18 protein-coding genes are annotated in these 23,518 nt (G+C 72.3%); 7 read left to right on the plus strand and 11 right to left on the minus strand.

Annotated features, from left to right (window positions below; translation table 11 throughout):
* Nucleotides 1-148 precede the first annotated feature (148 nt).
* On the plus strand, nucleotides 149-2,767 hold the full coding sequence (locus ACWGI6_RS24400; protein ID WP_453269483.1) for an ATP-binding protein: 2,619 nt from the start codon (nucleotides 149-151) through the stop codon (nucleotides 2,765-2,767).
* A 103-nt stretch (nucleotides 2,768-2,870) separates the two neighbouring features.
* Here the strand turns inward: ACWGI6_RS24400 and nucS are convergent, their stop codons facing one another.
* Entirely contained in the window at nucleotides 2,871-3,533 is a 663-nt protein-coding gene (gene nucS / locus ACWGI6_RS24405) for an endonuclease NucS (RefSeq protein ID WP_159470079.1), read from the minus strand.
* 249 nt (nucleotides 3,534-3,782) lie between these two features.
* Between nucS and ACWGI6_RS24410 the strand changes: the two genes are divergently transcribed.
* Nucleotides 3,783-4,175, plus strand: a complete 393-nt coding sequence (locus tag ACWGI6_RS24410; protein ID WP_393908647.1) for an SCO5389 family protein — start codon at nucleotides 3,783-3,785, stop codon at nucleotides 4,173-4,175.
* A 176-nt stretch (nucleotides 4,176-4,351) separates the two neighbouring features.
* On the opposite strand, the gene ACWGI6_RS24415 is transcribed toward ACWGI6_RS24410, so the two are convergent.
* Complete coding sequence (locus tag ACWGI6_RS24415) at nucleotides 4,352-5,392, minus strand: LLM class flavin-dependent oxidoreductase (RefSeq protein ID WP_453269484.1); 1,041 nt, start codon at nucleotides 5,390-5,392, stop codon at nucleotides 4,352-4,354.
* A 186-nt stretch (nucleotides 5,393-5,578) separates the two neighbouring features.
* Here ACWGI6_RS24415 and ACWGI6_RS24420 point away from each other — a divergent pair, with 186 nt between their 5' ends.
* Nucleotides 5,579-5,926 (plus strand): ATP/GTP-binding protein, encoded by a 348-nt coding sequence (locus ACWGI6_RS24420; protein ID WP_453269485.1) that lies wholly within the window; start codon nucleotides 5,579-5,581, stop codon nucleotides 5,924-5,926.
* A 69-nt stretch (nucleotides 5,927-5,995) separates the two neighbouring features.
* Here ACWGI6_RS24420 and ACWGI6_RS24425 read toward each other — a convergent pair whose 3' ends face one another.
* From ACWGI6_RS24425 to mce, 7 genes are all read right to left on the minus strand, one after another.
* Nucleotides 5,996-6,877, minus strand: coding sequence for an ABC transporter permease (locus ACWGI6_RS24425; protein WP_453269513.1), 882 nt, complete (start codon nucleotides 6,875-6,877; stop codon nucleotides 5,996-5,998).
* Between the two features lie 425 nt (nucleotides 6,878-7,302).
* Nucleotides 7,303-8,574 (minus strand): ABC transporter ATP-binding protein, encoded by a 1,272-nt coding sequence (locus ACWGI6_RS24430; protein ID WP_453269486.1) that lies wholly within the window; start codon nucleotides 8,572-8,574, stop codon nucleotides 7,303-7,305.
* A 136-nt stretch (nucleotides 8,575-8,710) separates the two neighbouring features.
* Nucleotides 8,711-9,484: an ABC transporter permease gene (locus ACWGI6_RS24435; RefSeq protein ID WP_453269487.1), complete on the minus strand. Its 774-nt coding sequence runs from the start codon at nucleotides 9,482-9,484 to the stop codon at nucleotides 8,711-8,713.
* 3 nt (nucleotides 9,485-9,487) lie between these two features.
* On the minus strand, nucleotides 9,488-10,525 hold the full coding sequence (locus ACWGI6_RS24440; protein ID WP_453269488.1) for an ABC transporter ATP-binding protein: 1,038 nt from the start codon (nucleotides 10,523-10,525) through the stop codon (nucleotides 9,488-9,490).
* 168 nt (nucleotides 10,526-10,693) lie between these two features.
* Complete coding sequence (locus tag ACWGI6_RS24445; protein WP_393908641.1) at nucleotides 10,694-11,632, minus strand: coiled-coil domain-containing protein; 939 nt, start codon at nucleotides 11,630-11,632, stop codon at nucleotides 10,694-10,696.
* 113 nt (nucleotides 11,633-11,745) lie between these two features.
* Nucleotides 11,746-15,996, minus strand: a complete 4,251-nt coding sequence (scy, locus tag ACWGI6_RS24450) for a polarized growth protein Scy (RefSeq protein WP_453269489.1) — start codon at nucleotides 15,994-15,996, stop codon at nucleotides 11,746-11,748.
* Nucleotides 15,997-16,204: 208 nt separating this feature from the next.
* On the minus strand, nucleotides 16,205-16,645 hold the full coding sequence (mce, locus tag ACWGI6_RS24455) for a methylmalonyl-CoA epimerase (RefSeq protein ID WP_393908639.1): 441 nt from the start codon (nucleotides 16,643-16,645) through the stop codon (nucleotides 16,205-16,207).
* A gap of 173 nt (nucleotides 16,646-16,818) precedes the next feature.
* Here mce and ACWGI6_RS24460 point away from each other — a divergent pair, with 173 nt between their 5' ends.
* Both ACWGI6_RS24460 and meaB read left to right on the plus strand, forming a co-directional pair.
* Nucleotides 16,819-17,994: an acetyl-CoA C-acetyltransferase gene (locus ACWGI6_RS24460; RefSeq protein ID WP_393908736.1), complete on the plus strand. Its 1,176-nt coding sequence runs from the start codon at nucleotides 16,819-16,821 to the stop codon at nucleotides 17,992-17,994.
* A gap of 72 nt (nucleotides 17,995-18,066) precedes the next feature.
* Complete coding sequence (meaB, locus tag ACWGI6_RS24465) at nucleotides 18,067-19,026, plus strand: methylmalonyl Co-A mutase-associated GTPase MeaB (RefSeq protein WP_393908638.1); 960 nt, start codon at nucleotides 18,067-18,069, stop codon at nucleotides 19,024-19,026.
* Between the two features lie 888 nt (nucleotides 19,027-19,914).
* On the opposite strand, the gene ACWGI6_RS24470 is transcribed toward meaB, so the two are convergent.
* Nucleotides 19,915-20,631 (minus strand): PepSY domain-containing protein, encoded by a 717-nt coding sequence (locus tag ACWGI6_RS24470; RefSeq protein WP_453269490.1) that lies wholly within the window; start codon nucleotides 20,629-20,631, stop codon nucleotides 19,915-19,917.
* Between the two features lie 109 nt (nucleotides 20,632-20,740).
* Between ACWGI6_RS24470 and ACWGI6_RS24475 the strand changes: the two genes are divergently transcribed.
* Together ACWGI6_RS24475 and ACWGI6_RS24480 are read left to right on the plus strand one after the other, a co-directional pair.
* Entirely contained in the window at nucleotides 20,741-21,457 is a 717-nt protein-coding gene (locus tag ACWGI6_RS24475) for a response regulator transcription factor (RefSeq protein ID WP_393908635.1), read from the plus strand.
* Between the two features lie 4 nt (nucleotides 21,458-21,461).
* Nucleotides 21,462-22,871 carry a sensor histidine kinase gene (locus ACWGI6_RS24480; RefSeq protein ID WP_453269514.1) on the plus strand — a complete coding sequence of 470 codons (1,410 nt, stop codon included), beginning with the start codon at nucleotides 21,462-21,464 and terminating at the stop codon, nucleotides 22,869-22,871.
* Nucleotides 22,872-22,943: 72 nt separating this feature from the next.
* On the opposite strand, the gene ACWGI6_RS24485 is transcribed toward ACWGI6_RS24480, so the two are convergent.
* Nucleotides 22,944-23,420 (minus strand): MarR family winged helix-turn-helix transcriptional regulator, encoded by a 477-nt coding sequence (locus ACWGI6_RS24485; RefSeq protein ID WP_393908634.1) that lies wholly within the window; start codon nucleotides 23,418-23,420, stop codon nucleotides 22,944-22,946.
* Between the last annotated feature and the right edge of the window lie 98 nt (nucleotides 23,421-23,518).

Genomic DNA, 23,518 nt, shown 5'->3' on the forward strand with positions numbered 1-23,518 from the left:
TCCAGGTCTAAGGTTCGGTTCCCGCCCGTATGCCAGCATCCGCGGCGGGCACCGGACCAGACGCGACGGCTGAGGACGACCTGCCGGAGCCGGGGGAGTGCGGACGGCCGGAAGCGCAGTCGGCACGCCAGATCTGGGAGCTTGCAGCATGGACCCGAACACCCACCGGGGACCTGAGGAGTACGGCGAGCAGGACAGACCTGCCGAGCCGCCGGCCCCCGCGTTCGGCGGCGCGCGCGGCAGCTCCGGCGGGCTCGCCCGCGTCGTCCGGCTCGTCTCGGACCCCTACCTCGTCACCGTCAACCCCGTCGACGGCAGCGAAATAGAACCCTGCCCGCCCGGAGAGCGCCCCGCGGCCCCCGGCAGGCTCGACCCGCAGGAACGCGCCGCTGCCGCCCGTGCCGCCGCGCCCCCGCTGCCCCCGGGCCCGCCCGGATTCACCGGCCACCAGGCCGCGCTCGAAGAGCGCGCCGAGGACACCGCACGCCTGGTCCGGCTGCTCTCCCGCGGTCGCTCCGTACGCGTCACCGGCCCCTCCGGCTCCGGCCGCACCCGGCTGCTGGACGCCGTCGCCACCGCCTGCGCCGATCTCGCCCCCGACGGCGTCATCCGGCTCTCCGGCTACCACCGCACCGCCACCGACCTGCTGTACGCGCTGTTCGCCGCCGTGTACCGGGCCCCGCAGCACCGCCCCGACCGGCCCGAGCTGCTGCGCAGGATCGCCGAGATCGGCGCCATCGTCGTCCTGGACGACCTGGAATTCGGCGGTGCCGCGCTCGACGAGCTGCTCGACGCCACCCCCGAATGTGCCTTCCTGATCGCCGCCACCCCCGACGTCGCGGCCCCCGGCGCCGGTTCGCACCTCGAAGAGGTCTTCCTCGGCGGCCTCGGCCGCGCCGGCTGCGCCCGGGTGCTGGAGCGCGCCGTGGACCGGCCGCTCACCGACGACGAGGAGGCCTGGGCCGCCGACCTCTGGTTCGAGTCCGAGGGGCTGCCGCTGCGGTTCGTCCAGGCCGCCGCGCTGCTGCGGCAGCGTGACCGGATGCGGGCCGGACCGGGCGCCCTCGACGACGGCTACGGCCTCTTCCCCGCGGAGGAGCCGGCCGCCGCCGACACCACCGCCGAGCCCGGCGAGCAGCCCGAGGTGCCGTTGCCGTCCCTCGGCGACGCCGCCGCACCCGCCCCGCTGCTCGCCTCCCGGCTGAGCGCCGCCGCCCGGGAGACACTGCGCTTCGCCGTCGCGCTCGGCGGCGAACTGCCGCACCAGGCGCATCTGCCGGCCCTCACCCAGGACACCCACGCCGACGCCGCCCTCGGCGAGCTGCTGGTCTGCGGTCTGATCACCCCGGTCGGCAGCCACTACCGGCTCGCCGCCACCGTCCAGGAGCAACTGGAGGCGGCCGGCTACACGGAGGGCGCCGCCGCACGGGCGCACACCGCCGCCCAGCACTACGCCTGGTGGGCCGGTCACCCCTCGGTCACCCCCGAGCGGGCCGCCGCCGAATCCGATGTGGCGCTGGCCGCGATGGGCGTACTGACCGGCAGCCGGGAGAGCGGGCACGCCAGCGCGGCCGTGCTGCTCGCCCGTACGGCCGCCCCGGCGTTCGCCGCCGCCCTGCAGTGGAACGCCTGGGAGCGCAGCCTGCGGCACGGCCAGGAGGCCGCGCGGCTGGCCGGCGAGGTCGCCGAAGAGGCTTACTTCCACCACGAGCTGGGCGTGCTGGCGCTGTGCACCGGCAGCCTCGACCGGGCGCGCGCCGAGCTGGAGGCGTCCATCGGGCTGCGCGGGGTGCTCTCCGACCGCAACGGCGCGGTCGCCGGACGGCGTGCCCTGGCGCTGGTGACCGACCGTTCGCGGGCCGAGGCGGCCGCGGCGGCCACCACCGCGCTCCCGCAAGCGGCAGGCGCGCGCTCCGCACCGCAACAGGAGGTGCCGAAGGAGCGGGCCGGCACCGTATCGACCGCCAAGCTGTGGGCGGCGCGCGCCGGGGAGAGCGCGGCCACGATCGTCGCCCGGGGCGCCTCGGCGACCTCCGCCACCACGGCCGTCCCGGCCGTGGCAGGCGGCACCGGGACCGGCAAGGGCGCCCTGCGGGTGTTCGGCGGGGCGCGCCGCAATGCCGTGGCCGCGGGCGCCGGCGTGCTGCTGGCGGCCGTCCTCGGCACCGTCGTCACCCTCGGGACGACGGGTGGTGACCACCCGCACGACGACAAGGTCAGCACGGAACAGACCACGGACGACGGCGACAGCAGCGACCTGCCCGCCGAACAGCCCGCCACGGGCTCCAGCCTGCCGCCCACCGGCCCTGACACCTCCCGGCCCGGCACCCCCGGCCACGCGGAGACCCCGTCCCCGTCGGCCAGCGGCCCCGCCACCAGCGGCTCGCCCACCGACCCCAGCACCGGGCCCACGGGCCCGACGACCGGCCCGACCGAGCCGACCGGGCGACCCACCACGCCCACCGGCCGGCCGACCCATACCCGCCCGCCGACCGGCGAGCCGACGGACCCGACGCCGACGGACGAACCGACCGACACGTCGCCGGATCCGACGTCCACGGGCAAGCCGACGACGCAGAGCCCGTCGCAGTCGGCCGCCAACCCCTCCGGTGGCACCTCCAGCGGCAGCGGCACCACCCCGTCCGACGGCACCTCCAGCGGCAGCGGCACCACGCCGTCCGGTGGATCACCGGCGACGGGCGGCGGCGCACCGTCGGACGGAACGGCCCCCTCGGCCTCCGGTACGCAGAGCGCCCCGGCCGGCTGACGGCCCCGCGTCCCGGCTGACGGCCGTACAGCGGACAGCACGATGGCCCGGTGCTTGTTACCGGGCCATCGCGCTGTACGGCCGCCCAGGGGGCCGCACGGGGTCAGAACAGACGGAGCTTGTCGTCCTCGATGCCGCGCAGCGCGTCATAGTCCAGCACGACGCAGCCGATACCGCGGTCGGTGGCCAGCACCCGCGCCTGCGGCTTGATCTCCTGCGCCGCGAAGACACCCTTCACCGGCGCCAAGTGCGGGTCACGGTTGAGGAGTTCGAGATAACGGGTGAGCTGCTCGACACCGTCGATCTCGCCACGCCGCTTGATCTCGACGGCGACGGTCTGGCCATCGGCGTCCCGGCACAAGATATCCACCGGGCCGATGGCAGTGGGGTATTCACGCCGAATCAGGGAGTATCCCTCGCCCAAGGTTTCGATCCGGTCCGCGAGCAGCTCCTGGAGGTGCGCCTCCACCCCGTCCTTGATGAGCCCCGGGTCGACGCCGAGCTCGTGCGAGGAGTCGTGCATGACCTCCTCAAGGGTGATGATGAGCTTCTCGCCCCCCTTGTTCTCCACCGTCCACACTTCCCCGTCGCCCTCCTTGAGAGTGCAGGGCGGCGACATCCAGTTGAGGGGTTTGTAGGCCCGGTCGTCCGCGTGAATGGAGACGGAGCCGTCCGCCTTCACCAGGATGAGGCGAGGGGCCGAGGGGAGGTGGGCGGTGAGCCGGCCCGCGTAGTCCACGGAGCAGCGGGCGATGACGAGACGCATGGGGCGAAACGCTACTCGACCGGAGGCCCCCCACGCGATTCGCCCTGGATCACTGTGCCTTTACGGGGGAAATCCCCGCACCCCCGGCGTTCGCCAATGGCCGGTTGTATGTGCAATCTCCTGGTGCGGGCCTCTTGTGCGGCATACCGTTGAAGCGGGGGGTTGTGAGGCGAACACGCTCCGTCGCAAAGCCCCTTGTCCCGTCCCTAGGCCCTGTCCGTCCCGGCGGGGCCGCGAGAGGAGAACCTCATGTCGCTCGACGTCTCACCGGCCCTCCTCGAACAGGCCGAGCGAGGCGAGGTCGACGAAGCCGTATTTGTCGACTGCGTCCGGTCCTCCCTGCCCTACGCATGGGGGATGATCAGCTCTCTGGTGGCCCAGCTGAAGGTGGACGGCGGAGAGTTCGCCGACAATCAGACGCCGCCCCCGGACGAGCAGGCGCGCGGCCAGCTGCTGCGCGCGCTGGCGAGTGACGCCATCCGTGGTTCGCTGGAGCGCCACTTCGGTGTGCGGCTCGCCTTTCAGAACTGCCACCGTGTCGCGGTTTTCCCGCTCGACCCGGTGGTGGACGACCGACTGGCCCGATTCACGTCCATCCGGGGCCAGCTGCTGAACCAGTCGCCCGAACTCCGCGACTGCTGAACGGAGTTGCTGCCGCTGCGCACACGGTGGTGACACACACCGTGCCGGTGCGCCAGCGGCAGCACCACTCACGGAAAGCCGGCCTTCCTTCCACGTACGGCGCCATCGCACCCCGCACCACGGGCACGGTCGTCCGCACACGGCACCCGCATGCCGTTGGCCGTACCGGGCCCGGCTCACTCCAGCTGCGGCAGGACCTCCGTGCCCAGCCGGCGGACGTTCTCCTCCGTCGCCGCGAGATCGCCGGAGCCCTCGACGAGCAGCGCGAACCGTGTGATGCCCGTACGCTCCGAGGTCGCCGCCAGCCGGTCGGCGCACAGCTGCGGCGGGCCGACGGGATGCATCCCGCACAGCAACTCCGTATAGGCCAGCGGATCACGCATCGCGCGATAGCGGCCGTCGACCGTCACATGGGCGCCCAGGCCCTGCCGCAGCCAGCCGGGCATCGCCTTCGTCAGGGTCTCCCTCGCGGCCGCGCGGGCGTCGGCGATCTGCACCACGCCGGCCGAGACGTGCCCGGCCGCGGCCACCTCATCGCCGTCCAGGCCGGCCTCGCGCGCGCTCGCCCGCCACAGCGCGACCATCTCGGCCTTCTCCTCGTCGCCGCAGTGCATGCCCAGCAGCATCGGCAGCCCGCGCGCCGCGGCCGTCCGCACCGATGAGGGGGAGGTACAGGCCACCACCACCGGCGGGCCCGGGGAACCGGCGCCCGGATCGGTCAGCGCCTCGGCAGGACGCGGTACCACCGCTACTTCCCGGAACGTATAGCGCTCGCCCCGTGCGCCGACCCGGGGCTCCCGCAACCAGCGCATCAGCAGATCGAGCGATTCCGGGAAGCCGTGGTCGTACGCTTCGAGCCCGGAACCGAACACCTCCAGATCGACCCACGGACCGCCCCGGCCGACACCGAGCGTGAACCGCCCGTCGGAGGTGAGATGCAGCAGCGCCGCCTGCTCACCGAGTGCGACCGGATGCTGGGTCGGCAGCACGCTCACCGCCGTCCCGACGCCGATCCTGCGGGTCCGCCCCAGCAGCAGCCCGGCCAGCGTCGCCGCATTCGGGCAGACGCCGTACGGTACGAAGTGGTGTTCCGCCAGCCAGACATCATCGAGTCCGGCCTCCTCCGCGACCTCCGCGGAGCGCACCGCGCGGTGCAGTGCTTCCCCCTGTCCCTGACCGGGGAATTGAGCGGCCAGGATGAAAGCCCCAACGCGCATCGCTCTCTGCCTCCTCGCAGCCGACGCGACTCCCCCTTACAGGCAACAACGTGTGACACGTGCCAAGGGCACGGCCTGACGCGAAATTTCCTGATGATCGCAGAATCCTGCCGAGGGGCGTCCACCCCTGACCGCGCCGCGTACGCTGGTGACAGCCCGTGACTCCGTACATAGCCGAGGTGTTCTGTGTCCCCGCGCCGAAACCGCCAGCACGGCGGTGCGAAGCCCATCGACCGCCCGGGCGGTGACCACTACGGCCGGATGGGGGCGTCTCCCGGCGGTGGCGGCTGGGAGACCACCGAGGAGTGGCGCGGCGAGGACTGGGTCGTGCGGTACGTCGGGGGCGGCGGCGCGGCCAAGCACTACCGCTGCCCCGGCTGCGACCAGGAGATCGCGCCCGGGGTGCCGCATGTCGTCGCCTGGCCGCAGCACGGCGATGTCGACGACCGCAGACACTGGCACAAGGCGTGCTGGAACGCACGGGACCGCCGGAGCGCGCGGCTCCAGCGGTCCCGGAACGCGCCCCGGTACTGAGCAGAGCCCGCCTTCGCGCCCCGGCCGGGGCGCAAAGACGGGCTCTGCGGGGGACTCGCGGGCGCGGCGTCAGACGTCGCGCTGCATGACGGCGGCGTAGGCGCCGCCCAGCGTCACCGCGGTCACCCCGGCGAGGATCCACACGGGGGTCCAGCCGGTCGGGCCGGTGCTGAGGAAGGGAATGTCGTACAGCGTCGCGAGGGCGCTGGGGATCGAGTACTCGATCAGCGTCCGCTGGATGTTCTTGAGGCTCTCGCCCTGCAGGAACAGCGCCAGCAGCATCGGCAGCAGCACTACACCCATCATCGTGCTGATGGCGCCCGCCGAGTGCCGCAGCAGGGTGCCGACGGACAGCGCCAGCAGGCCGAGCAGCGCGACGTACAGACCGGCGCCGAACGTGGCGCGTACCCACTGATCGGCGGTCGGCGCGGGGCCGTTGAGCATCGCGCTGTCGAGCAGGGCGACCAGGGTGGTCGCGACCGTCGTGAGCACCAGCGCGAGGGTGAAGAAGACGAGCGCCTTCGCGGTCAGCAGCCGGACGCGGCTGGGGCAGGCGGTCAGCGTCGTACGGATCATGCCGGTGCCGTACTCGGACGAGATCGACAGCACACCCAGGGTGATCACGCACAGGCTGCCGAGCAGCACGCCGACGAAGCCGATGCCCAGCAGCGGGTCCAACTCGCGCTCCGAGCCCGCCGCGAGGGAGGTCAGCAGCCCGATGCCGACGATCAGCAGCAGCATCACGCCCAGCGTCCAGATCGTCGAGCGCACCGAGCGGATCTTCGTCCACTCGGAGGCCAGCGCATGGCCGAGGTGGGTGGGGCGCACGGGGATGGGCGAGACATAGCCGCCCGGTCCGCCGGCATAGGCCTGCTGGGGATGGTGCTGGACGGGCGGCTGCGGGGCCTGGGACGGGGCCTGGGCCTGGGGCGGCGCCTGGGCCTGGAGCATCATCGTGCCCGCTTCCCTGCCCGGTCCGTGCGCCGCGAGCGGCTGGGGCCCGGGGGCCTGCTGGGCCTGCAGCATCATCGTGCCCGCTTCTTTGGCCGGTGCGGGCTGTCCGGGGGCCTGCTGGGCCTGGAGCGTCATCGTGCCCGGTTCCTTGGCGGGTGCGGGCTGCCCTGGGGGCTGCTGGGCCTGGAGCATCATCGTGCCGGCCTCGTTGGCGGGCGCAGGCTGCTGCGGTGCCGGCTGCTGACCGGGCTGCTCCGGCCCGGCGGGCGGTGCCTGCGGCGGCGTGTCCTGCTGCTGCGGCGGTGCGGCCGGCGGTGCGGTGGGGGGCATCGGCGGCGCGGCCGGCATCGGCTGCTCGTGCGCGCCGGTGTCGTGGGGTCCGCGCTCAGGCTGCGGCTGGGGCTGCGGCTGCTGAGGGCTGGTCATCGGGCGTCCTTGTGGTGCGGCGTGGGCTGGTCGGCGGGGGCGGCGGGCGGCATCGGCGCGGCGGGCTGCTGCCCGTACGGGTGAGGTGCGCCGTACGACTCGGGCGACCCGTACGGGTGACCTTGAGCCTGCGCGGGCGGCGGATAGCCCGGTCCCGGAGCGGCCCCGGCCGCCTGCTGGGCGTACGGATCCTGCTGGGCGTACGGATTCGGCTGCCCCTGGCCGGGGACACCGGCCGGAACCTGGCCCGGCTGACCGGGCGCGTACCCCGGGCCGCCCGCGAACCCCTGCGGTGCGGCGCCCTGCGGGGCGTACCCGGCGGGGGCGCCCTGCAGACCGGCCCGCGGGTCGGCCGTCGAGCGGTAGTCCACCGCGCCCTGCGTCATCCGCATATACGCCTCTTCCAGCGAGGCCTGGTGCGGCGAGAGCTCCCACAGCCGGACCTCGGCCTGATGCGCGAGATCGCTGATACGGGGGAGCGGCAGCCCGGTCACCCGCAGCGCACCGTCCGGCTCGGGCGCGGTCTGCCCGCCCGCCTCAGCGATCACGGCGGTCAGTTTCTCGCGCTGCTCCGGCTCGGTGTCAGGCGTACGCACCCGGGCGAAATCGGCGGAGTTGGCCGAGATGAAGTCCTTGACCGGCATATCCGCCATCAGCTGTCCACGGCCGATCACGATCAAGTGCTCGGCGGTCAGCGCCATCTCGCTCATCAGATGCGAGGAGACGAAGACCGTACGGCCCTCTGACGCCAGCTGCTTCATCAGATTGCGCACCCACAGGATGCCTTCGGGGTCGAGGCCGTTGACCGGCTCGTCGAAGAGCAGCACCTGCGGATCGCCGAGCAGCGCCGCGGCGATGCCCAGCCGCTGGCCCATACCGAGCGAGAAGCCCTTGGAACGCCGCCCCGCGACGTCCTGCAGACCGACCACCCCGAGTACCTCGTCGACCCGGCGGGCCGGGATGCCGGACAGCTGGGCGAGCGAGAGCAGATGCTGGCGCGCGCTGCGGCCGCCGTGCACGGCCTTGGCATCCAGCAGCGCGCCCACCTGGCGCGGAGCGTTGGGGAGGCTGCGGAAGGGCCGGCCGGCGATGGTGGCCCGCCCCGAGGTCGGTGCGTCCAGGCCCAGAATCATGCGCATCGTGGTCGACTTACCGGAGCCGTTGGGCCCCAGGAAGCCGGTCACCGTGCCCGGCCGTACCTGGAACGACAGGTTGTACACGGCCGTCTTGGCGCCGTAGCGCTTCGTCAGGCCGACTGCCTCGATCATTCTCCGCCCCTCGCGAGATCGTCGGGGCAGAGGCGCCCTCGTGCCCCCGTGAGGGTTAGGAGGCTATCCGGCGGTTGACGGTTCCCGTCAATTCCCCGCGTTCCTGCCTGCCGTCGGCGGAGGCCTGCCTCGTGCGTTACGCGTCTCGCTTCTTGAGGAGTACGAATCCGCCGACGAGCGCCGCGGCCGTCCAGGCGATCATGATGGCCAGCCCGCCCCACGGGCCGTACGGCACATCGCTGTTGGCGGGCGTCACCACTTGCATGATCTTCGAACCCGCCTGGTCCGGCAGAAAGCGGCCGATCTTCCGGGTCGCCGAGACATTTCCGAGAATGTTGGAAATGAGGAAGAAGAACGGCATCAGAATGCCCAGCGAAAGCATCGGACTGCGCAGCATCGTGGCCACCGCCATCGAGAACAGCGCGATCAGCGTCATATAGAGCCCGCCGCCGAAGACCGCACGCAGTACGCCCGGATCGCCGATGTGCGCCCGGAGATCGCCCAGCACCGACTGTCCGGCGAAGAACGTCACAAAGCTGGTCGCCAGGCCGACGAGGAAGACCAGCGCGGTGGCCACCAGCAGCTTGCAGAACAGGAAGGTGCTGCGCTGCGGTACGGCCGCCAGCGAGGCGCGGATCATGCCGGTGCTGTACTCGTTCGACACCACCAGCACCCCGAAGACGATCATCGCGAGCTGGCCCAGCCCCATCCCGGCGAAGCTGATGTTGGTGGCGTCGAACGCCAGCCGGTCCCTGGCCGGCATCGAGTTGAAGTCGTTGTTGGCCAGGGTGCAGATCAGCACACCGAGCCCAATGGTGACCACGACGGCGATGCCCAGCGTCCACACCGTGGACCGCACCGACCTGATCTTGGTCCACTCCGACCGAATGACCTGCCCGACCGCCGACATCCGTCAGCTCCTCTTCTTCTGCCAGTCCGCACCCCAGCCGGTCGGCTGCGGCTCGCCCGGCCGTGCCCCGGCCGGCTGCGGTTCTCCCGGGGGCCACGCCGTCGGCGGCCCTCCGGCCTGAGTCGGCACCGGTTCGCCGTCGTGCGCGTGATACTCCACCGAATCGGCCGTCAGCTGCATGAAGGCCTCTTCCAGGGACGCCTGCTGGGGGCTCAGCTCATGGAGCACCAGCTGATGCCTGGCGGCCAGTTCGCCCAGCCGCTCGGCGGGCACCCCGTCGACCTCCAGCGAGCCGTTGCCGACCGCCGCCGCATGGAGCCCCTCGGCGTGCAGCAGATCCAGCAGCTTCTCCTGCTCCGGGGACCGCATCCGGACATAGGACCGCGAGTTCTGGTGGATGAAGTCCTTCATCGAGGTGTCCGCCATCAGCCGGCCCTGCCCGATCACGATCAAGTGCTCGGCGGTCAGCGCCATCTCGCTCATCAGATGGGAGGAGACGAAAACGGTCCGGCCCTGGCCCGCGAGGTTCTTCATGAGATTGCGGATCCAGTGGATGCCTTCGGGGTCGAGGCCGTTGACCGGCTCGTCGAAGAGCAGCACCTGCGGATCGCCGAGCAGTGCCGCGGCGATGCCGAGCCGCTGGCTCATACCGAGCGAGAACCCCTTCGCGCGCTTCTTGGCGACCGTGCTCAGCCCTACGGTGTCCAGCACCTGGCCGACCCGGCTGCGGGGAATCCCGTTGCTCTGGGCCAGACACAGCAGATGGTTGGCGGCGCTCCGGCCGCCGTGCACCGACTTCGCCTCCAACAGCGCCCCGATGTACGTCAGCGGGTCCCGCAGCTGCCGGTAGTGCTTGCCGTCGATCCGGACCGTACCCGACGTCGGGTTGTCCAGATCGAGCATCATCCGCATGGTCGTCGACTTGCCCGCGCCGTTGGGGCCGAGGAAGCCGGTGACGATACCGGGCCGCACCGTGAAGGTGAGGTGGTCCACGGCGACCTTGTCGCCGTAATGCTTGGTCAGCCCCTCGAGCTCGATCATGTACAGCACGCTAGGCGCGTCCCGTGGCCCCTGCCACCGGGGCGGGGCCGCCCGGCTGACCCCCTGTACGCACCGCGCCCCCGCGCCGCCACAGAGGCGGCACGGGGGCGCGGTCCGGACCGGTGAGGAACCTGCCCGGGGGCACCACCCAGCGTTGGCTGGGGAGGGTCAGCGGGTCTGCTGCGCGGGGACCCCGCGGGAGGTGGTCTCCTCCTCGCCGGGGGTGCCGGCCGCGGCCACCGCCGCACCGGTCAGCGTCGCCAGCATCTCGCGGACGTTGGTGAGCTGGGCGTTGATCGAGTCGCGGCGGTTGGTCAGCGCCGCCAGCTCGCGCTCGGATTCGCTGCGGATACGATCCGCCTTGGCGTTGGCGTCGGCCACGATGTCCTCGGCCTGGCGCTGCGCGGTCTCCACCGTCTGGCGGGCCCGGCGCTCCGCGTCCGTACGCAGCTTCTCGGCCTCCAGCCGGAGCTGCTCGGCGCGGTGCTCGATCTCCGCGAGCCGCTTCTCGGCCTTGGCCTGACGCGAGGCGAGGTCGCGCTCGGACTGCTCACGGCGCTTGGCGAGGTTGGTCTCGAAGTCCGCTGCGGCCTGCGCGGCCTTGGCGCGGGTCTCCTCGAAGAGGGAGTCCGCCTCCTCGCGCTTGGACTGCGCGTCCTTCTGCGCCTCGGAGCGCAGCGTGGCCGCCTCGCCCTTGGCCTTCTCGACGATCCGGGCGCCCTCGTCCTCCGCCTTCGCCTTCCGGTCGGTGGCGAACTGCTCGGCGTCGTTACGGACCTGCTGGGCGGACGACTCGGCCAGCTCACGGTGCTGCTCGGCGGCCCGGCGGGCCTCTTCGCGCAGATCCTTCGCCTCCTCTTCGGCGAGACGGAGGATCTTCTCCACGCGTGCACCGAGGCCCGCGTAGGACGGTTCGGCGTCATTGACCTGCGCCTGGGCGTTCTGCGTTTCGAGGTGCAGCTCCTCGATCCGCTTTTCCAGCGACGTGATGCGGGCCAGCGCGCTGTCGCGATCGGCGACGAGCTTCGTAATGCGGTCATCCACCTGACCGCGGTCGTACCCACGCCGCACGAGCTCGAAGCCGAAGGGGGAGGAAGTGTCGCTCATGGGGTTCCTGTCGAAGAGACCGGTGAGGTGATAAGGAGAATCCTAGGGGTCACAACGGCGTGTCATCGAGTCATTGCCCGTTTGATCTGGAGAATGACCCCTCATTTGAGTGGCTACCCCTCAGACTGCTTGCCACTCGAACGAGTTGCGCCCGCGCCCGCGGCCGCCTTCACCCCGCCGCCCTTGCCCTCCCCGTTTCCGCCGGGTGTTTCGAACGACTCCAGGGCCTCCAGAACGTCCTGGACGCGGGAGATTTCGGCGTTGATGTCCTCGCGCCGGCGCACCAGAACCTCCAGCTCCCGCTTGCCCTCGTCCACGATCTGGGCGGCCTCCGCCTCGGCCTCGCCGCGCATCCGCTCCGCGTCGCGCACCGCCTCGGCCTTCTTGTTCTCGGCCTCCTTGATCAGGCCCTCGGCCTTCTTCACCGCCGAGATCCGGACCTTGCTCGCCTCGCTGTTCGCGTCCGCCACCATCCGGTCGGCCGTCTCCTCGGCCTCCACCTGCTGGGCCGTGGCCTGCGCGATGAGCTTGTCGACCCGCTCGCCGGCGTTCTTCATCGTTTCCGCGGACTCCCGGCGGGCCCGCTCGTGCAGCTCCTCGACCTCGGACTCGATCCGCTGCCGCAGCTCCTCGGCGCGCTCCCGGATGCCGGTGGCGTCCCCGCGGGCCTCCTCCAGCAGCGTGTTCGCGTCCGTACGGGCCTTCTCCACCCGGGCGTTGCCGTCGGACGTCGCCTCCGAGATGAGCCGCTCGGCCTCCTTGCGGGCCGCGCCGACCATCGTGTCGGCCTGCTCCTCGGCGGCCGTGGCGGCCTTCAGCGCCTCCTCCTGGGCCTTGGCGACGAGCTGGTCCGCCTGCTCGGCCGCGTCCCCGCGGCGCTTGGCGGCGTCCTTGCGCGCCTCGTCGAGCAGCCGGTCCGCCTCCTGCTGCGCCTCCGTCCGGGTCCGCTCGGCCGCCGCCTCGGCGTCCTCCTTGACCTTCGCCGAATCGTTACGGGTACGGGTGGCGTGCTCCTGTGCGGAGGTGACCGTCTCGGCCGCATCCGCGCGCAGCCGGTCCGCCTCCGCGGTGGCCGTCGCGATCATGCGGTCCGCCTGCTCCCGGGCATCGGCCCGGGTACGGTCCGCGTCCCGCTCGGCGTCCGCGGTCGACTCCGCGGCCTCGGTGCGCAGCCGCTCCGCCTCGGTCGCGGCCTCCGACATCAGCTGGTCGGCCTGCTCGGCGGCGTCCGAACGCGTCTTGTTGGCCGCCTCGCGCGCCTGGTCGCCGGTCTGCTCGGCGTCCAGACGGGCCTTCTCCAGCGCCTCGGCCGCCTCGGTGCGCAGCCGCTCCGCCGCCTCGGTCGCCTCGGCCACCAGGGACTGCGCCTGCTGCTCGCCCTCGGTCCGCAGCCGCTCGGCGGTCTGCTGGGCCTCCTGGACCGTACGGTCCGCGTCGTCCTGTGCCGAAGACGTCAGCTCGGTCGCCTCGGTGACGATCCGTTCCGCCTCCGTGCGCGCCTCGGTGATCAGCCGGTCGGCCTGCTCCGCGGCGTCCGAGCGCATCCGGTTCGCGTCATTCCGCGCCTCAGCGCGGGCCCGCGCCGCGTCCTGCTCGCCCGTGGCCAGCGCCTCCGAGGCTTCGGTACGCAGCTGCTGCGCCTTCGCCGAGGCGTCCGCCACCAGCTTCTCGGCCTGCGCGGTCGCCTCCGACACCAGCCGGTCGGCCTGCTCGGCGGACTCCGCCCGCGCCGTATTGGCGTCCCGGCGCGCCTCGTCGAGGACACCGGCCGCTTCCGTGCGGAGCGCCTCGGCCTCCTCGATGGCCTCGGAAACCGCCCGCTCCGCCAGCGACTTCGCGGCCTCCGTCGCCTCCTGGGCCTCCTGCCGCGCCCGTGCCGCGTCCTGCGAGGCGCGCTCCCGCTCCTCGTACGCGTCCGTGCGGACCCGGTCCGCCTCGTCCTGCGCCTCGGCCTTGGTGCGCTCCGCGGCATGCTCCGCCGCCGAACGCAGCCCGGCGATCTCCTCGCCGGCCTGCTCGTGCAGCCCCGCGACCGCGTCCCGCACCTGCTGTGCGGTCTGCTCGGCCGCCGCCACCAGCTCGCCCGAACGCCGGTCCGCCTCCTCGACCAGCCGCTCGGCCTCCACCTGCGCCTCGCCCACCCGCGTACGGGCCGACGCCAGCAGCTCGTCGCTCTGCTCGCGCGCCGCGGTCCGCTCCTGGTGGGCCTCCTCGCGCGCCTCGCCCAGCAGCTGCTCGGCCTCCCGGCGCCGCCGTGCGGCCTCCTCCTGGGCCGCGGCCAGTGCCTGTGCCGCCTCCGTGCCCGTGCGCTCCGCGGCCGTCGCGGCCTCGGCACGCACCCGGTCCGCGGTCTCCTGCGCCTCCGCCTTCAGCCGCTCCGCCTCGCCCGATGCCTCGGTACGCAGCCGTGCCGCCACCGACTCGGCCTCGGAACGTGCCGACGAGGCGTCGGACGCGGCCTCCGCGCGCAGCCGCTCGGCCTCCTCCTCGGCCTGCTGCGTCAGCATCCGACGCCGCTCCGCCGACTCCGCCTTGAGGCGGGCCGCCTCCTCCTGCGTCTCCCGGCGCAGCCGCTCCGCTTCCGCGCGGGCAGCGCGCAGCGACTCCTCGGAGGCGGTGACTCTGTCCTCCGCCTCGCTGTGCAGCCGGTCCAGTTCGGCCTGGGCGTCGGTCCGCAGCTCCTCCGCGGCCTGTTCGGCCGCCACGCGCAGCCGCGCGGCGGACTCCTCGGCCTCGGTGGTGACCATCTCCGCGGCCTGGGCGCCCTCGGTCAGCAGCTCCTCGGCCTCCGAACGGGCCCGCTGCAGCGCCTCCTCGGCCTGCCGGCGCAGCGCCGTGGCGCGCTCGATGGCCTCGGTCCGTACCCGCTCGCTCTCCGTGACGGCGCCCGAACGGGTCTCCTCGGCATCGGCCTTGGCCTTGCTCAGCAGCTCCTCGGCGGACCCGGCCGCCTCCTCGATCTGCTGGACCGCCTCCCGGCGGGCCTCGCTGCGGATCCGCTCACCCTCGGCGACCGCGTCCGCACGCAGCTGCTCCGCCTCACCGCGCAGCCGTCGTGCCTCCTCCTGGAGTTCGGCGGTCTTGGCGCGGTACTCCTTGGTGTCGTCCTTCGCCGCGCCCTTGAGCTGGGTCGCGGTGTCATGTGCCTCTTCGCGCAGCCGGTCCGCCTCGGCCTCGGCCTCGCTGCGCAGCCGTTCGGCCTCCTCCGCGGCCGCCTTGGTGGTGGCCTTGGCGTCCTCCGAGGCCTTGGTCAGCACCTCCTCGGCGGTGCGTGCGGCCTTCGCCAGCTGTGCCGCGGCGTCCTCCGACGCCTGGGACCGGGCGGACTCCTGCGCCTCGGCGATCAGCCGGTCGGCCTCCGTGCGGGCGTCCTCCCGCAGTTGCTCGGCCTCGGCCTTGAGCGCCTCGGCGTCCTTGGTGGCCTCACCGACCAGCCGGGCGATCTCCGCCTTGGCCGTACGGGTGCGCTGCTCGTTGTCCGACTCGGCCGCCGTCAGCCGCTTGGTGGCGCTCTGCTGCGCCTCGTCGACCAGCTTCTCGGCTTCGGCGCGCGCCTCGCGCAGCGCCTTGTCCGCCTCCTGGACGCGGGCCTCGGCGGTGCGGGTCAGCTCCGCCGCCTGCCGGCGCGCCTCCTCCGATTCGGTGCCGACGCTGGTGCGCAGCTGCTCGGCCTGATCGGTGGCTTCCTGGGCCTGGTTGGAGGCGGCGTTCAGCAGCCGCTCGGCGTCCGTCCGGGCGCGGCGCAGGATGCTTTCCGCTTCGGCGCGGGCCTCCTCGGCCTCGGTGCCGAGCCGCTCACGGGCGCGTTCGGCCAGCCGCTGCGCCTCGGCCCGCGCGGCCGACAGCGCCTGCTCGGCCTCCCGGCGGGACTCCTCCATCAGCCGACGGGCCTGCGACTCCGTACGGGCACGCAGCTGCTCGGCCCAGGCGACGTTCTCGTTGACATGCGATTCGACGGTCTGCCGGCGCTCGTTGAGCTCCTCGTCGAGCCGCTGGCGCCGGGTGACCGCCTCGGCGTGCAGATCGCCCTCAAGCCGGGACTGCCGCTCGGCCTGCTCCTGCAACATCTGCTGGGTCTGCGCCCGCGCCTCGCGCAGCTCGCGCTCGGCGTCCGTACGCAGTTGGTCCGCCTGGATCTGCGCATTGCGCAGCAGCTGCTCCGCCTGATGACTGACGTTGTCGTAGGCAGGGCGGGTCGCGAGGTTGCGGCGCGCCTCATGGAGCTTGGCGCGCAGCACCTCGACCTGGTAGCCGAGGTCGTCGGCGTGCTGAACGGCCTTGTCCCGCTCGCTCTTCAGCCGCTCCATCTCGGCCTCGAACTGCGAGAGGTGGTCGTCAGCCTCGTAGCGGTCGTTGCCCCGCACTGCGCGGTCCCATCCGTCCCCTGGTCATGGTGGCGGCCGTCTCCGGTCCTGCGGCGCTCGTCCCGTACACGTCACGTCGTACCGGACTCGCGCCCATCGGAGCTGACCCTTCCGAAGAAATGGTGTCAGATCATCGGCAGAGTATGGACCGAGCCCCACTCCCGTACCCCGGCCGAGGCTGCACTCTACCGGCCGGGGAAGGCAATGGTCAGTGGTCTTCTGAGGTGGCGGGCGCCGCGGTGACGAGTTCGGTGAGCACTCCGTGACAATCCTTGGGGTGCAGGAAGGTGATCCGGGACCCCATCGAACCCGTCCTGGGCTCGTCGTAGAGGACCCGGACGCCCTTGCCGCGGATGGCCTCGGAGTCGTCGTCCACGTCCGCGGTGCCGAAGGCGATGTGGTGCACGCCCTCGCCGTTCTTGGCAAGCCACTTGCCCACCGCGGAGTCCTCGCGGGTGGGCTCCAGGAGCTGCAAATACGAGGCGCCTCCGTCCGACGTCTCATTGATCTTGATCATGGCTTCCCGGACTCCCTGCTCCTCGTTGACCTCGGTGTGGAACACCTCGAAGCCGTACGTGGCACGGTAGAACTCGACAGTCTTGTCGAGGTCGAAACAGGCGATCCCGATGTGGTCGATTCGCGTCAGCATGGGTCCAGTGCACCGCCCACATGGCTGGTTACGCAACGTGCGCGCGATCACACCCGCTTGCCGGTGACCCGGCGCGTACCGCTCAGTACATTGACGGGAACCCTCGTTAACTTCCCTGCAAAGGAAGGCCGCACCGCATGTCTGCAACGAACGGCACGAACGGCAGCACCTCAGTGATCGTGGCGGGAGCGCGCACCCCCATGGGGCGGCTCCTGGGATCCCTGCGGACCTTCTCCGGCGCCGACCTGGGCGCCGTGGCCATCAAGGCCGCACTGGACCGGGCGGGCATCGGCGGCGACCAGGTGCAGTACGTGATCATGGGCCAGGTTCTCCAGGCCGGGGCAGGGCAGATCCCGGCACGCCAGGCAGCCGTCAAGGCCGGTATCCCCATGAGTGTCCCCGCGCTGACCGTCAACAAGGTCTGTCTCTCCGGGCTCGACGCCATTGCGCTGGCCGACCAGCTCATCCGCGCCGGTGAGTTCGACGTCGTCGTCGCCGGCGGCCAGGAGTCCATGACCAACGCCCCGCATCTGCTTCCGAAGTCCCGTGAGGGCTTCAAGTACGGCGCGGTGGAGATGCTCGACGCGATGGCCCACGACGGCCTCACGGACGCCTACGAAGGCGTCGCGATGGGCGAGTCGACCGAGAAGCACAACACCCGGCTGGGCATCGCCCGGCCGGAGCAGGACGAGGTCGCCGCGCGCTCCCACCAGCGGGCCGCCGCCGCCCAGAAGAACGGGCTCTTCGAGGCCGAGATCACCCCCGTGGAGATCCCGCAGCGCAAGGGCGAGCCGGTCGTCTTCAGCAAGGACGAGGGCATCCGCGGCGAGACCACCGCGGAGTCGCTGGGCAAGCTCCGTCCGGCCTTCGCCAAGGACGGCACGATCACCGCGGGCACCTCCTCGCAGATCTCCGACGGCGCCGCCGCGGTCGTCGTCATGAGCAAGGCCAAGGCCGAGGAACTCGGTCTCGAATGGATCGCGGAGATCGGCGCCCACGGCAATGTCGCCGGCCCCGACAACTCGCTCCAGTCCCAGCCGTCCAACGCGATCAACCACGCGCTGGGCAAGGACGGACTGACCGTCGGCGATCTTGACCTGATCGAGATCAACGAGGCGTTCGCGGCCGTTGCCGTGCAGTCGATGAAGGACCTCGGGGTGTCGCCGGAAAAGGTGAATGTCAATGGCGGCGCCATTGCGCTGGGTCACCCGATCGGGATGTCCGGAGCCCGCATCGTGCTGCATCTCGCGCTGGAGCTGCGCCGGCGGGGTGGCGGCGTGGGTGCCGCCGCGCTCTGTGGTGGCGGCGGTCAGGGCGACGCGCTGATCATTCGCGTACCGGGTAAGTAAGCGGGAACTCGTACGCGGACGCGTGCGAGCGGGCCGATTCGCGTACGAGCGAACCGAAGGAGCCGAGCAGCGATGGTGGACGTCCCACAGCTGGTGGAGCAGGCACGGCAGGGCCGGCCGAGGGCCGTGGCCCGGCTGATCTCCCTCGTGGAGGGGGCGTCACCGGAGCTGCGCGAGGTGATGGCGGCTCTGGCGCCGCTCACCGGCAACGCCTATGTGGTCGGGCTGACCGGCTCGCCCGGCGTCGGGAAGTCCACCACCACCTCCGCGTTGGTGACGGCGTACCGCAAGACGGGCAAACGGGTCGGCGTCCTCGCCGTCGACCCGTCCTCGCCGTTCTCCGGCGGCGCGCTCCTCGGCGACCGCGTACGGATGAGCGAGCACGCCTCGGATCCCGGCGTCTACATCCGCTCGATGGCCACCCGGGGCCATCTGGGCGGCCTGGCGTGGGCCGCGCCGCAGGCGATCCGGGTGCTGGACGCGGCGGGCTGCGACGTGGTCCTCGTCGAGACGGTCGGCGTCGGCCAGTCCGAGGTGGAGATCGCCTCGCAGGCCGATACGAGCGTGGTGCTGCTCGCTCCCGGAATGGGCGACGGCATCCAGGCGGCCAAGGCCGGAATCCTGGAGATCGGCGACGTCTACGTCGTCAACAAGGCGGACCGGGACGGGGCCGACGCCACCGCCCGCGAGCTCAACCACATGCTGGGGCTGGGCGAATCCCGTACGCCCGGTGACTGGCGGCCGCCGATCGTCAAGACGGTGGCGGCACGCAGCGAGGGCGTCGACGAGGTCGTCGAGGCGCTGGAGAAGCACCGGGCCTGGATGGAGGAGCGCGGCGTCCTCGCCGAGCGGCGGCGCTCCCGCGCGGCCCACGAGGTCGAGACGATCGCGGTCACGGCGCTGCGCGAACGCATCGGCGATCTCCGGGGCGACCGCCGCCTGGACGCACTGGCCGAGCGCATCGTCTCCGGCGAGACGGATCCGTACCGGGCGGCCGATGAGTTGGTCGACGGGTTGACGAACGGGGACTGAGGCCGCCCCGGGGCGGCTGGGTCTTCCGCGGGGTGCCGTCGTTTGGCTGCGGCTGTGTCGTGGCTGGTCGCGCAGTTCCCCGCGCCCCTGGGTGGCGCGGCCGAACCGTTACCGGATTCCCCTTGTGCCGGTGGGGGCCGGCGGCTTTCGGGGTTCGTGGTTGCCGCGGGGGCCGGAGGGGACGCACCGGGGCCCGTCCTCGGCGCGGGCGCATCTGGTACGTGGAGTTGATTGCCCCGGCGTGTGCTCCGGTCCTGCGGGCGGTCCCCGGTACATCCCCTCCGACCTACGCCCGTTCCCGTCTGCGGGCCGGTGGCACTGTCCGTCACCGATCACCCGCGTCGGCTCGGACCGATCCTCCCCCGGGCGGGGCGGCCTGAATGATGACTGGGCGGGCCGGGTGGGCAATGACAGGCAGCACGCCCGGCCAGTGCCCTGCCAGATCCTGGCGGGCTCGTACCTGGCTGTTGCCCAGTGTCCTGCCAAGGGGTGAATGCTCGGGGCCGTAACGGTCATCGGTATGGCGGGACGGTCGCCCACGTGCGGCGGTCGGAGGGGATGTCCGGTGCACCGCCCGCAGGACCGGAGCGAACGCCGGGGTGTCTTCTGCACGTACCAGATGCGCCCGCGCCGAGGACGGGGTACCGGGCGTCCCCTCCGGCCCACCACCCGCAGGGCGTGGGCGAACCGGCCTCAGCCACAGGCAACGCGCACCGATCCACGCCGCGAGCCGATCCCGGGGCCGGCCCCAGCCACAGGCGACGCGCACCCGTCCCAGCCGCGAGGCGACCATGTGCCCTCCCCTGAGCCCCTGGCGACCGCAACGCCACGGCAACGGCCCCCGCCCACAGCGGAGTGGGCGGGGGCCGGGGCGAGCGGAGTCGGGTGTCAGTCGTCCGACCCGTCGTTGTCGTCGTCGTCCGCGTCGTGCTGCGGAGCGACGCTCAGCTTGCCGGACTGGGTGTCGACCAGGAACTTGTGCTCCTTGCCGTCCTTCGTGATCGTCTCGACCTCCCAGACGGCCTTCGCCCGGTGGTCGTCGTCCAGTTCGACGGAGGTCACCGTGCCGTGCGAGGCCGCGGCGGTACGTGCGGCGGCCGCGGCGTCGGTCCTGGCGTTCTTGACGGCGGTCCGCTCCCGGGCGTGGTCGTCGTCGTTTTCGTGGTCGACGTGCTGGTTCAGAACCCGCGCGTTGCCGGCGTCGAGGGTGATCTCGTGCCACGTGCCGTCCTTGCCCAGGACATCCGCGTCCCAGACCAGGCCGGGGCGGTCCGCGTCCAGGTCGAGACCGGTCACGGTGCCGGGGACGGCCTTCAGGGCGGCGGCCGCGGCGTCCGGTGCGGTCACCTTGGCGGCGTTGGCCTCGCGGGTCTCCTCCCGGCCGTTCGCGTCGTCGTCCTGCATCCGGATGCTGGACGAACCGTCCTGCACCCGGGCCGTGCCCGAGCCGTGCGACCCCGCGTGCTGGGCGGCCGGCTGGGCCGAGAGCCGGTGGCCGGACGGGGTGCCGGCGCCGCCGTCGTTGCTGACCGCGACGGCGGTGACCGTGCCGCCCGCGACGAGGGCGGCCGCGGCGGCGGTGGCGATGATGAGTCGGCGCTTCATGTGTTCTCCCCTTGCGATCGGCTGTGCCCACACACTGGCCGAACGAAGCTGAAGGGACGCTGAAGGCACCTGAAGCGGGCTTCAGCTAAGGGGTGGCATGGTGAAGCGCATGTACCCGCCCGTCACCCGCCACCGCCCTCCCGGAGACGCCGCGCGCCGTCCCTTCCGTCTCCTGATCGTCGAGGACGAGAAGCGGCTGGCACTGTCGCTGGCCAAGGGGCTGATGGCCGAGGGGTACGCGGTCGACGTGGTGCACGACGGCCTGGAGGGGCTGCGCCGGGCGACGGCGGACGGCTATGACCTGATCGTGCTCGACATCATGCTGCCGGGGATGAACGGCTACCGCGTGTGCGGGGCGCTGCGGGCCGCCGGCCATGACGTGCCGGTGCTGATGCTGACGGCCAAGGACGGCGAGTACGACGAGGCCGAGGGCCTGGACACCGGCGCCGACGACTATCTGACCAAGCCGTTCTCGTATGTGGTCCTGGTGGCGCGGGTGAAGGCGCTGCTGCGCCGGCACGGCCGGAGTGCGCTGCCGGTGCTGCGGGTGGGGGCGCTGACCCTCGACCAGGGCGCGCAGCGGGTGGAGCGGGACGGTGCCGAAGTGGCGCTGACGACGAAGGAGTTCGCCGTGCTGGAACAGCTGGCGCTGCGGGCGGGGGAGGTGGTCTCCAAGGCGGAGATCCTGGAGCACGTCTGGGACTTCGCCTACGAGGGCGATGTCAACATCATCGAGGTGTATGTGAGCGCACTGCGGCGCAAGCTCGGTGCCGGGCACATCGTGACGGTGCGCGGCGCGGGATACCGGCTGGTGGCCGGTGCGTAGGGTGCTGGGCTCCGTACGGGCCAGGGCGGCGGCCGGCGCGACCGTGGTGGTGGCCCTGGCACTGATCGCGGCGGGGACGGCGGTGCTGCTGGTGCTGCGCGGCAATCTGCAGGAGCAGGCCGGGCTGCAGGCCGAGGTCGCGGCGCGGGAGGTGGCCTCGAGGATCGCGACGGGTACGCCGTACGACAAGCTGGAACTGCCGGACGGCGAGGACCATCCGGTGGTGGTCACCGATGACGACGGACGGGTGCTGGCGGTCGGCGAGGAGGTGCGCGCGGTCGACGGGAAGCCGGTCGGTGGCGCGAAGCAGGGGGCGGGGAGCGTCGGGCCGCGGGTGTCGGGCGATGACGACGACGATGACGACGACAGGCGTGGGCTCAAGCCCGGTGAGGTCGACGGGGATGTCTATCACCGGGACGGGACCGCGAACGTCGACGGGAAGGTGGCCGACTACCGGTTCGCGCTGGTCGAGGCCAAGGACACCCGTGGTGAGAAGGCGACGGTGCGGGCGGGGTCGCCGCTGGAGCCGGAGCAGGATGCCGTGGGGTCGGTGCGGACGGCCATGCTGACCGGGCTGCCGCTGCTGCTCGTGGTGGTGGCGGGGGTGACCTGGCTGGTGACCCGGCGGGCGCTGCGGCCGGTGGAGGGGATCCGCGGGGAGATGGCCGCGATCACGGCGAGTACGGATCTGAGCCGGCGGGTGCCGGTGCCGTCGTCGCAGGACGAGGTCGGCCGGCTGGCGCGGACGACCAACGAGACGCTGGCGGCGCTGGAGTCGTCCGTGGAGCGGCAGCGGCGGTTCGTCGCGGACGCCTCGCACGAGCTGCGCAGCCCGATCGCGAGTCTGCGCACCCAGCTCGAAGTGGGGGTGGCACACCCGGAGTTGCTGGATGTGCCGGGTGCGGTGGAGGACACCGTACGGCTGCAGCGGCTGGCGGCGGATCTGCTGTTGCTGGCGCGCCTGGACGCGGGGGAGCGGCCGGCGGATGCCCGGGTCGATCTGGCGGCGATGGTGCGCGAGGAGAGCTCGCAGCGGATCACGGACCGGATCCCGGTGCGCGTGGGGGAGCTGGCGAGCGGGGAAGTGACCGGGTCCCGCGGCCAGTTGGGGCGGGTGCTGGGGAACCTGCTCGACAACGCGCAGCGGCATGCCGTCTCGTCCGTGCGGGTGGGCCTGGTGCGCGAGGGGGAGTGGGCGGTGCTGCGGGTCGAGGACGACGGACCCGGGGTGCCGGAGAGCGAGCGGGAGCGGATCTTCGAGCGGTTCGTGCGGCTCGATGACGCGCGGGCACGGGACGACGGCGGGGCCGGGCTGGGGCTGGCCATTGCGCGGGACGTCGCGGTGCGGCACGGTGGCTCGCTGGCCGTGCGCGCGGGGTCGGTGTTCGAGCTGCGGCTGCCGGTGGCCGGCTGACCCGCCGGGGCCCGGGGCCCGGGGCCCGGGGCCGCGGGGCCTCGGCCCGGTCAGGGGGCCGAGGCCGGGCGGTCAGAGGCCGCCGCGCTCCTTGCGGAGGTGCTCGGCGACGGGGGCGAGCGAGGTGCGCAGCGCCTGGAGGTGGTCGGTGGTGAACAGGTCGATGAAGTGCTTGCGGACCGAGGCGACGTGGTGCGGGGCGACCCGGCGCATGGTGTCCCAGCCTTCGTCGGTGAGCACGGCGTAGAGGCCGCGGCGATCCGACTCGCAGCTCTCGCGGCGCACCAGACCGGCGTTCTCCATCCGGGTGATCTGGTGGGAGAGACGGCTCTTGGACTGCAGGGTGCTGGTTGCCAGGTCGCTCATCCGGAGCCGTCGGTCCTCGGCCTCGGAGAGGTTGACCAGGATCTCGTAGTCATTGTTCGTCAGGCCGAACGGCTGCAGATCGCGTTCGAGTTGGTGCATCAGCAGCCTGCTGACGTCCAGGTGGGTGCGCCAGGCACACTGCTCCTGGTCGGTCAGCCAGGGGGTGTCGCTGTCGGTCGTCATGGAATGATTCTACCCGTGAAAGTTGAATAGTGAATTAATCAGCTGAACGTGGTGACATCGGCGGCCGGGGGCGGACGTTGGTCAGACGTTCGAGGTCA

The sequence above is a fragment of the Streptomyces sp. NPDC054786 genome (assembly GCF_053611685.1).

What these genes read in the sequence shown, in the direction of transcription:
- ACWGI6_RS24400 (WP_453269483.1), top strand. Translation starts at nt 149, where the DNA reads ATGGACCCGAACACCCACCGGGGACCTGAGGAGTACGGCGAGCAGGAC.
- nucS (WP_159470079.1), bottom strand. Translation starts at nt 3,533, where the DNA reads ATGCGTCTCGTCATCGCCCGCTGCTCCGTGGACTACGCGGGCCGGCTC.
- ACWGI6_RS24410 (WP_393908647.1), top strand. Translation starts at nt 3,783, where the DNA reads ATGTCGCTCGACGTCTCACCGGCCCTCCTCGAACAGGCCGAGCGAGGC.
- ACWGI6_RS24415 (WP_453269484.1), bottom strand. Translation starts at nt 5,392, where the DNA reads ATGCGCGTTGGGGCTTTCATCCTGGCCGCTCAATTCCCCGGTCAGGGA.
- ACWGI6_RS24425 (WP_453269513.1), bottom strand. Translation starts at nt 6,877, where the DNA reads ATGCTCCAGGCCCAGGCGCCGCCCCAGGCCCAGGCCCCGTCCCAGGCC.
- ACWGI6_RS24430 (WP_453269486.1), bottom strand. Translation starts at nt 8,574, where the DNA reads ATGATCGAGGCAGTCGGCCTGACGAAGCGCTACGGCGCCAAGACGGCC.
- ACWGI6_RS24435 (WP_453269487.1), bottom strand. Translation starts at nt 9,484, where the DNA reads ATGTCGGCGGTCGGGCAGGTCATTCGGTCGGAGTGGACCAAGATCAGG.
- ACWGI6_RS24440 (WP_453269488.1), bottom strand. Translation starts at nt 10,525, where the DNA reads ATGATCGAGCTCGAGGGGCTGACCAAGCATTACGGCGACAAGGTCGCC.
- ACWGI6_RS24445 (WP_393908641.1), bottom strand. Translation starts at nt 11,632, where the DNA reads ATGAGCGACACTTCCTCCCCCTTCGGCTTCGAGCTCGTGCGGCGTGGG.
- mce (WP_393908639.1), bottom strand. Translation starts at nt 16,645, where the DNA reads ATGCTGACGCGAATCGACCACATCGGGATCGCCTGTTTCGACCTCGAC.
- meaB (WP_393908638.1), top strand. Translation starts at nt 18,067, where the DNA reads ATGGTGGACGTCCCACAGCTGGTGGAGCAGGCACGGCAGGGCCGGCCG.
- ACWGI6_RS24470 (WP_453269490.1), bottom strand. Translation starts at nt 20,631, where the DNA reads ATGAAGCGCCGACTCATCATCGCCACCGCCGCCGCGGCCGCCCTCGTC.
- ACWGI6_RS24475 (WP_393908635.1), top strand. Translation starts at nt 20,741, where the DNA reads ATGTACCCGCCCGTCACCCGCCACCGCCCTCCCGGAGACGCCGCGCGC.
- ACWGI6_RS24485 (WP_393908634.1), bottom strand. Translation starts at nt 23,420, where the DNA reads ATGACGACCGACAGCGACACCCCCTGGCTGACCGACCAGGAGCAGTGT.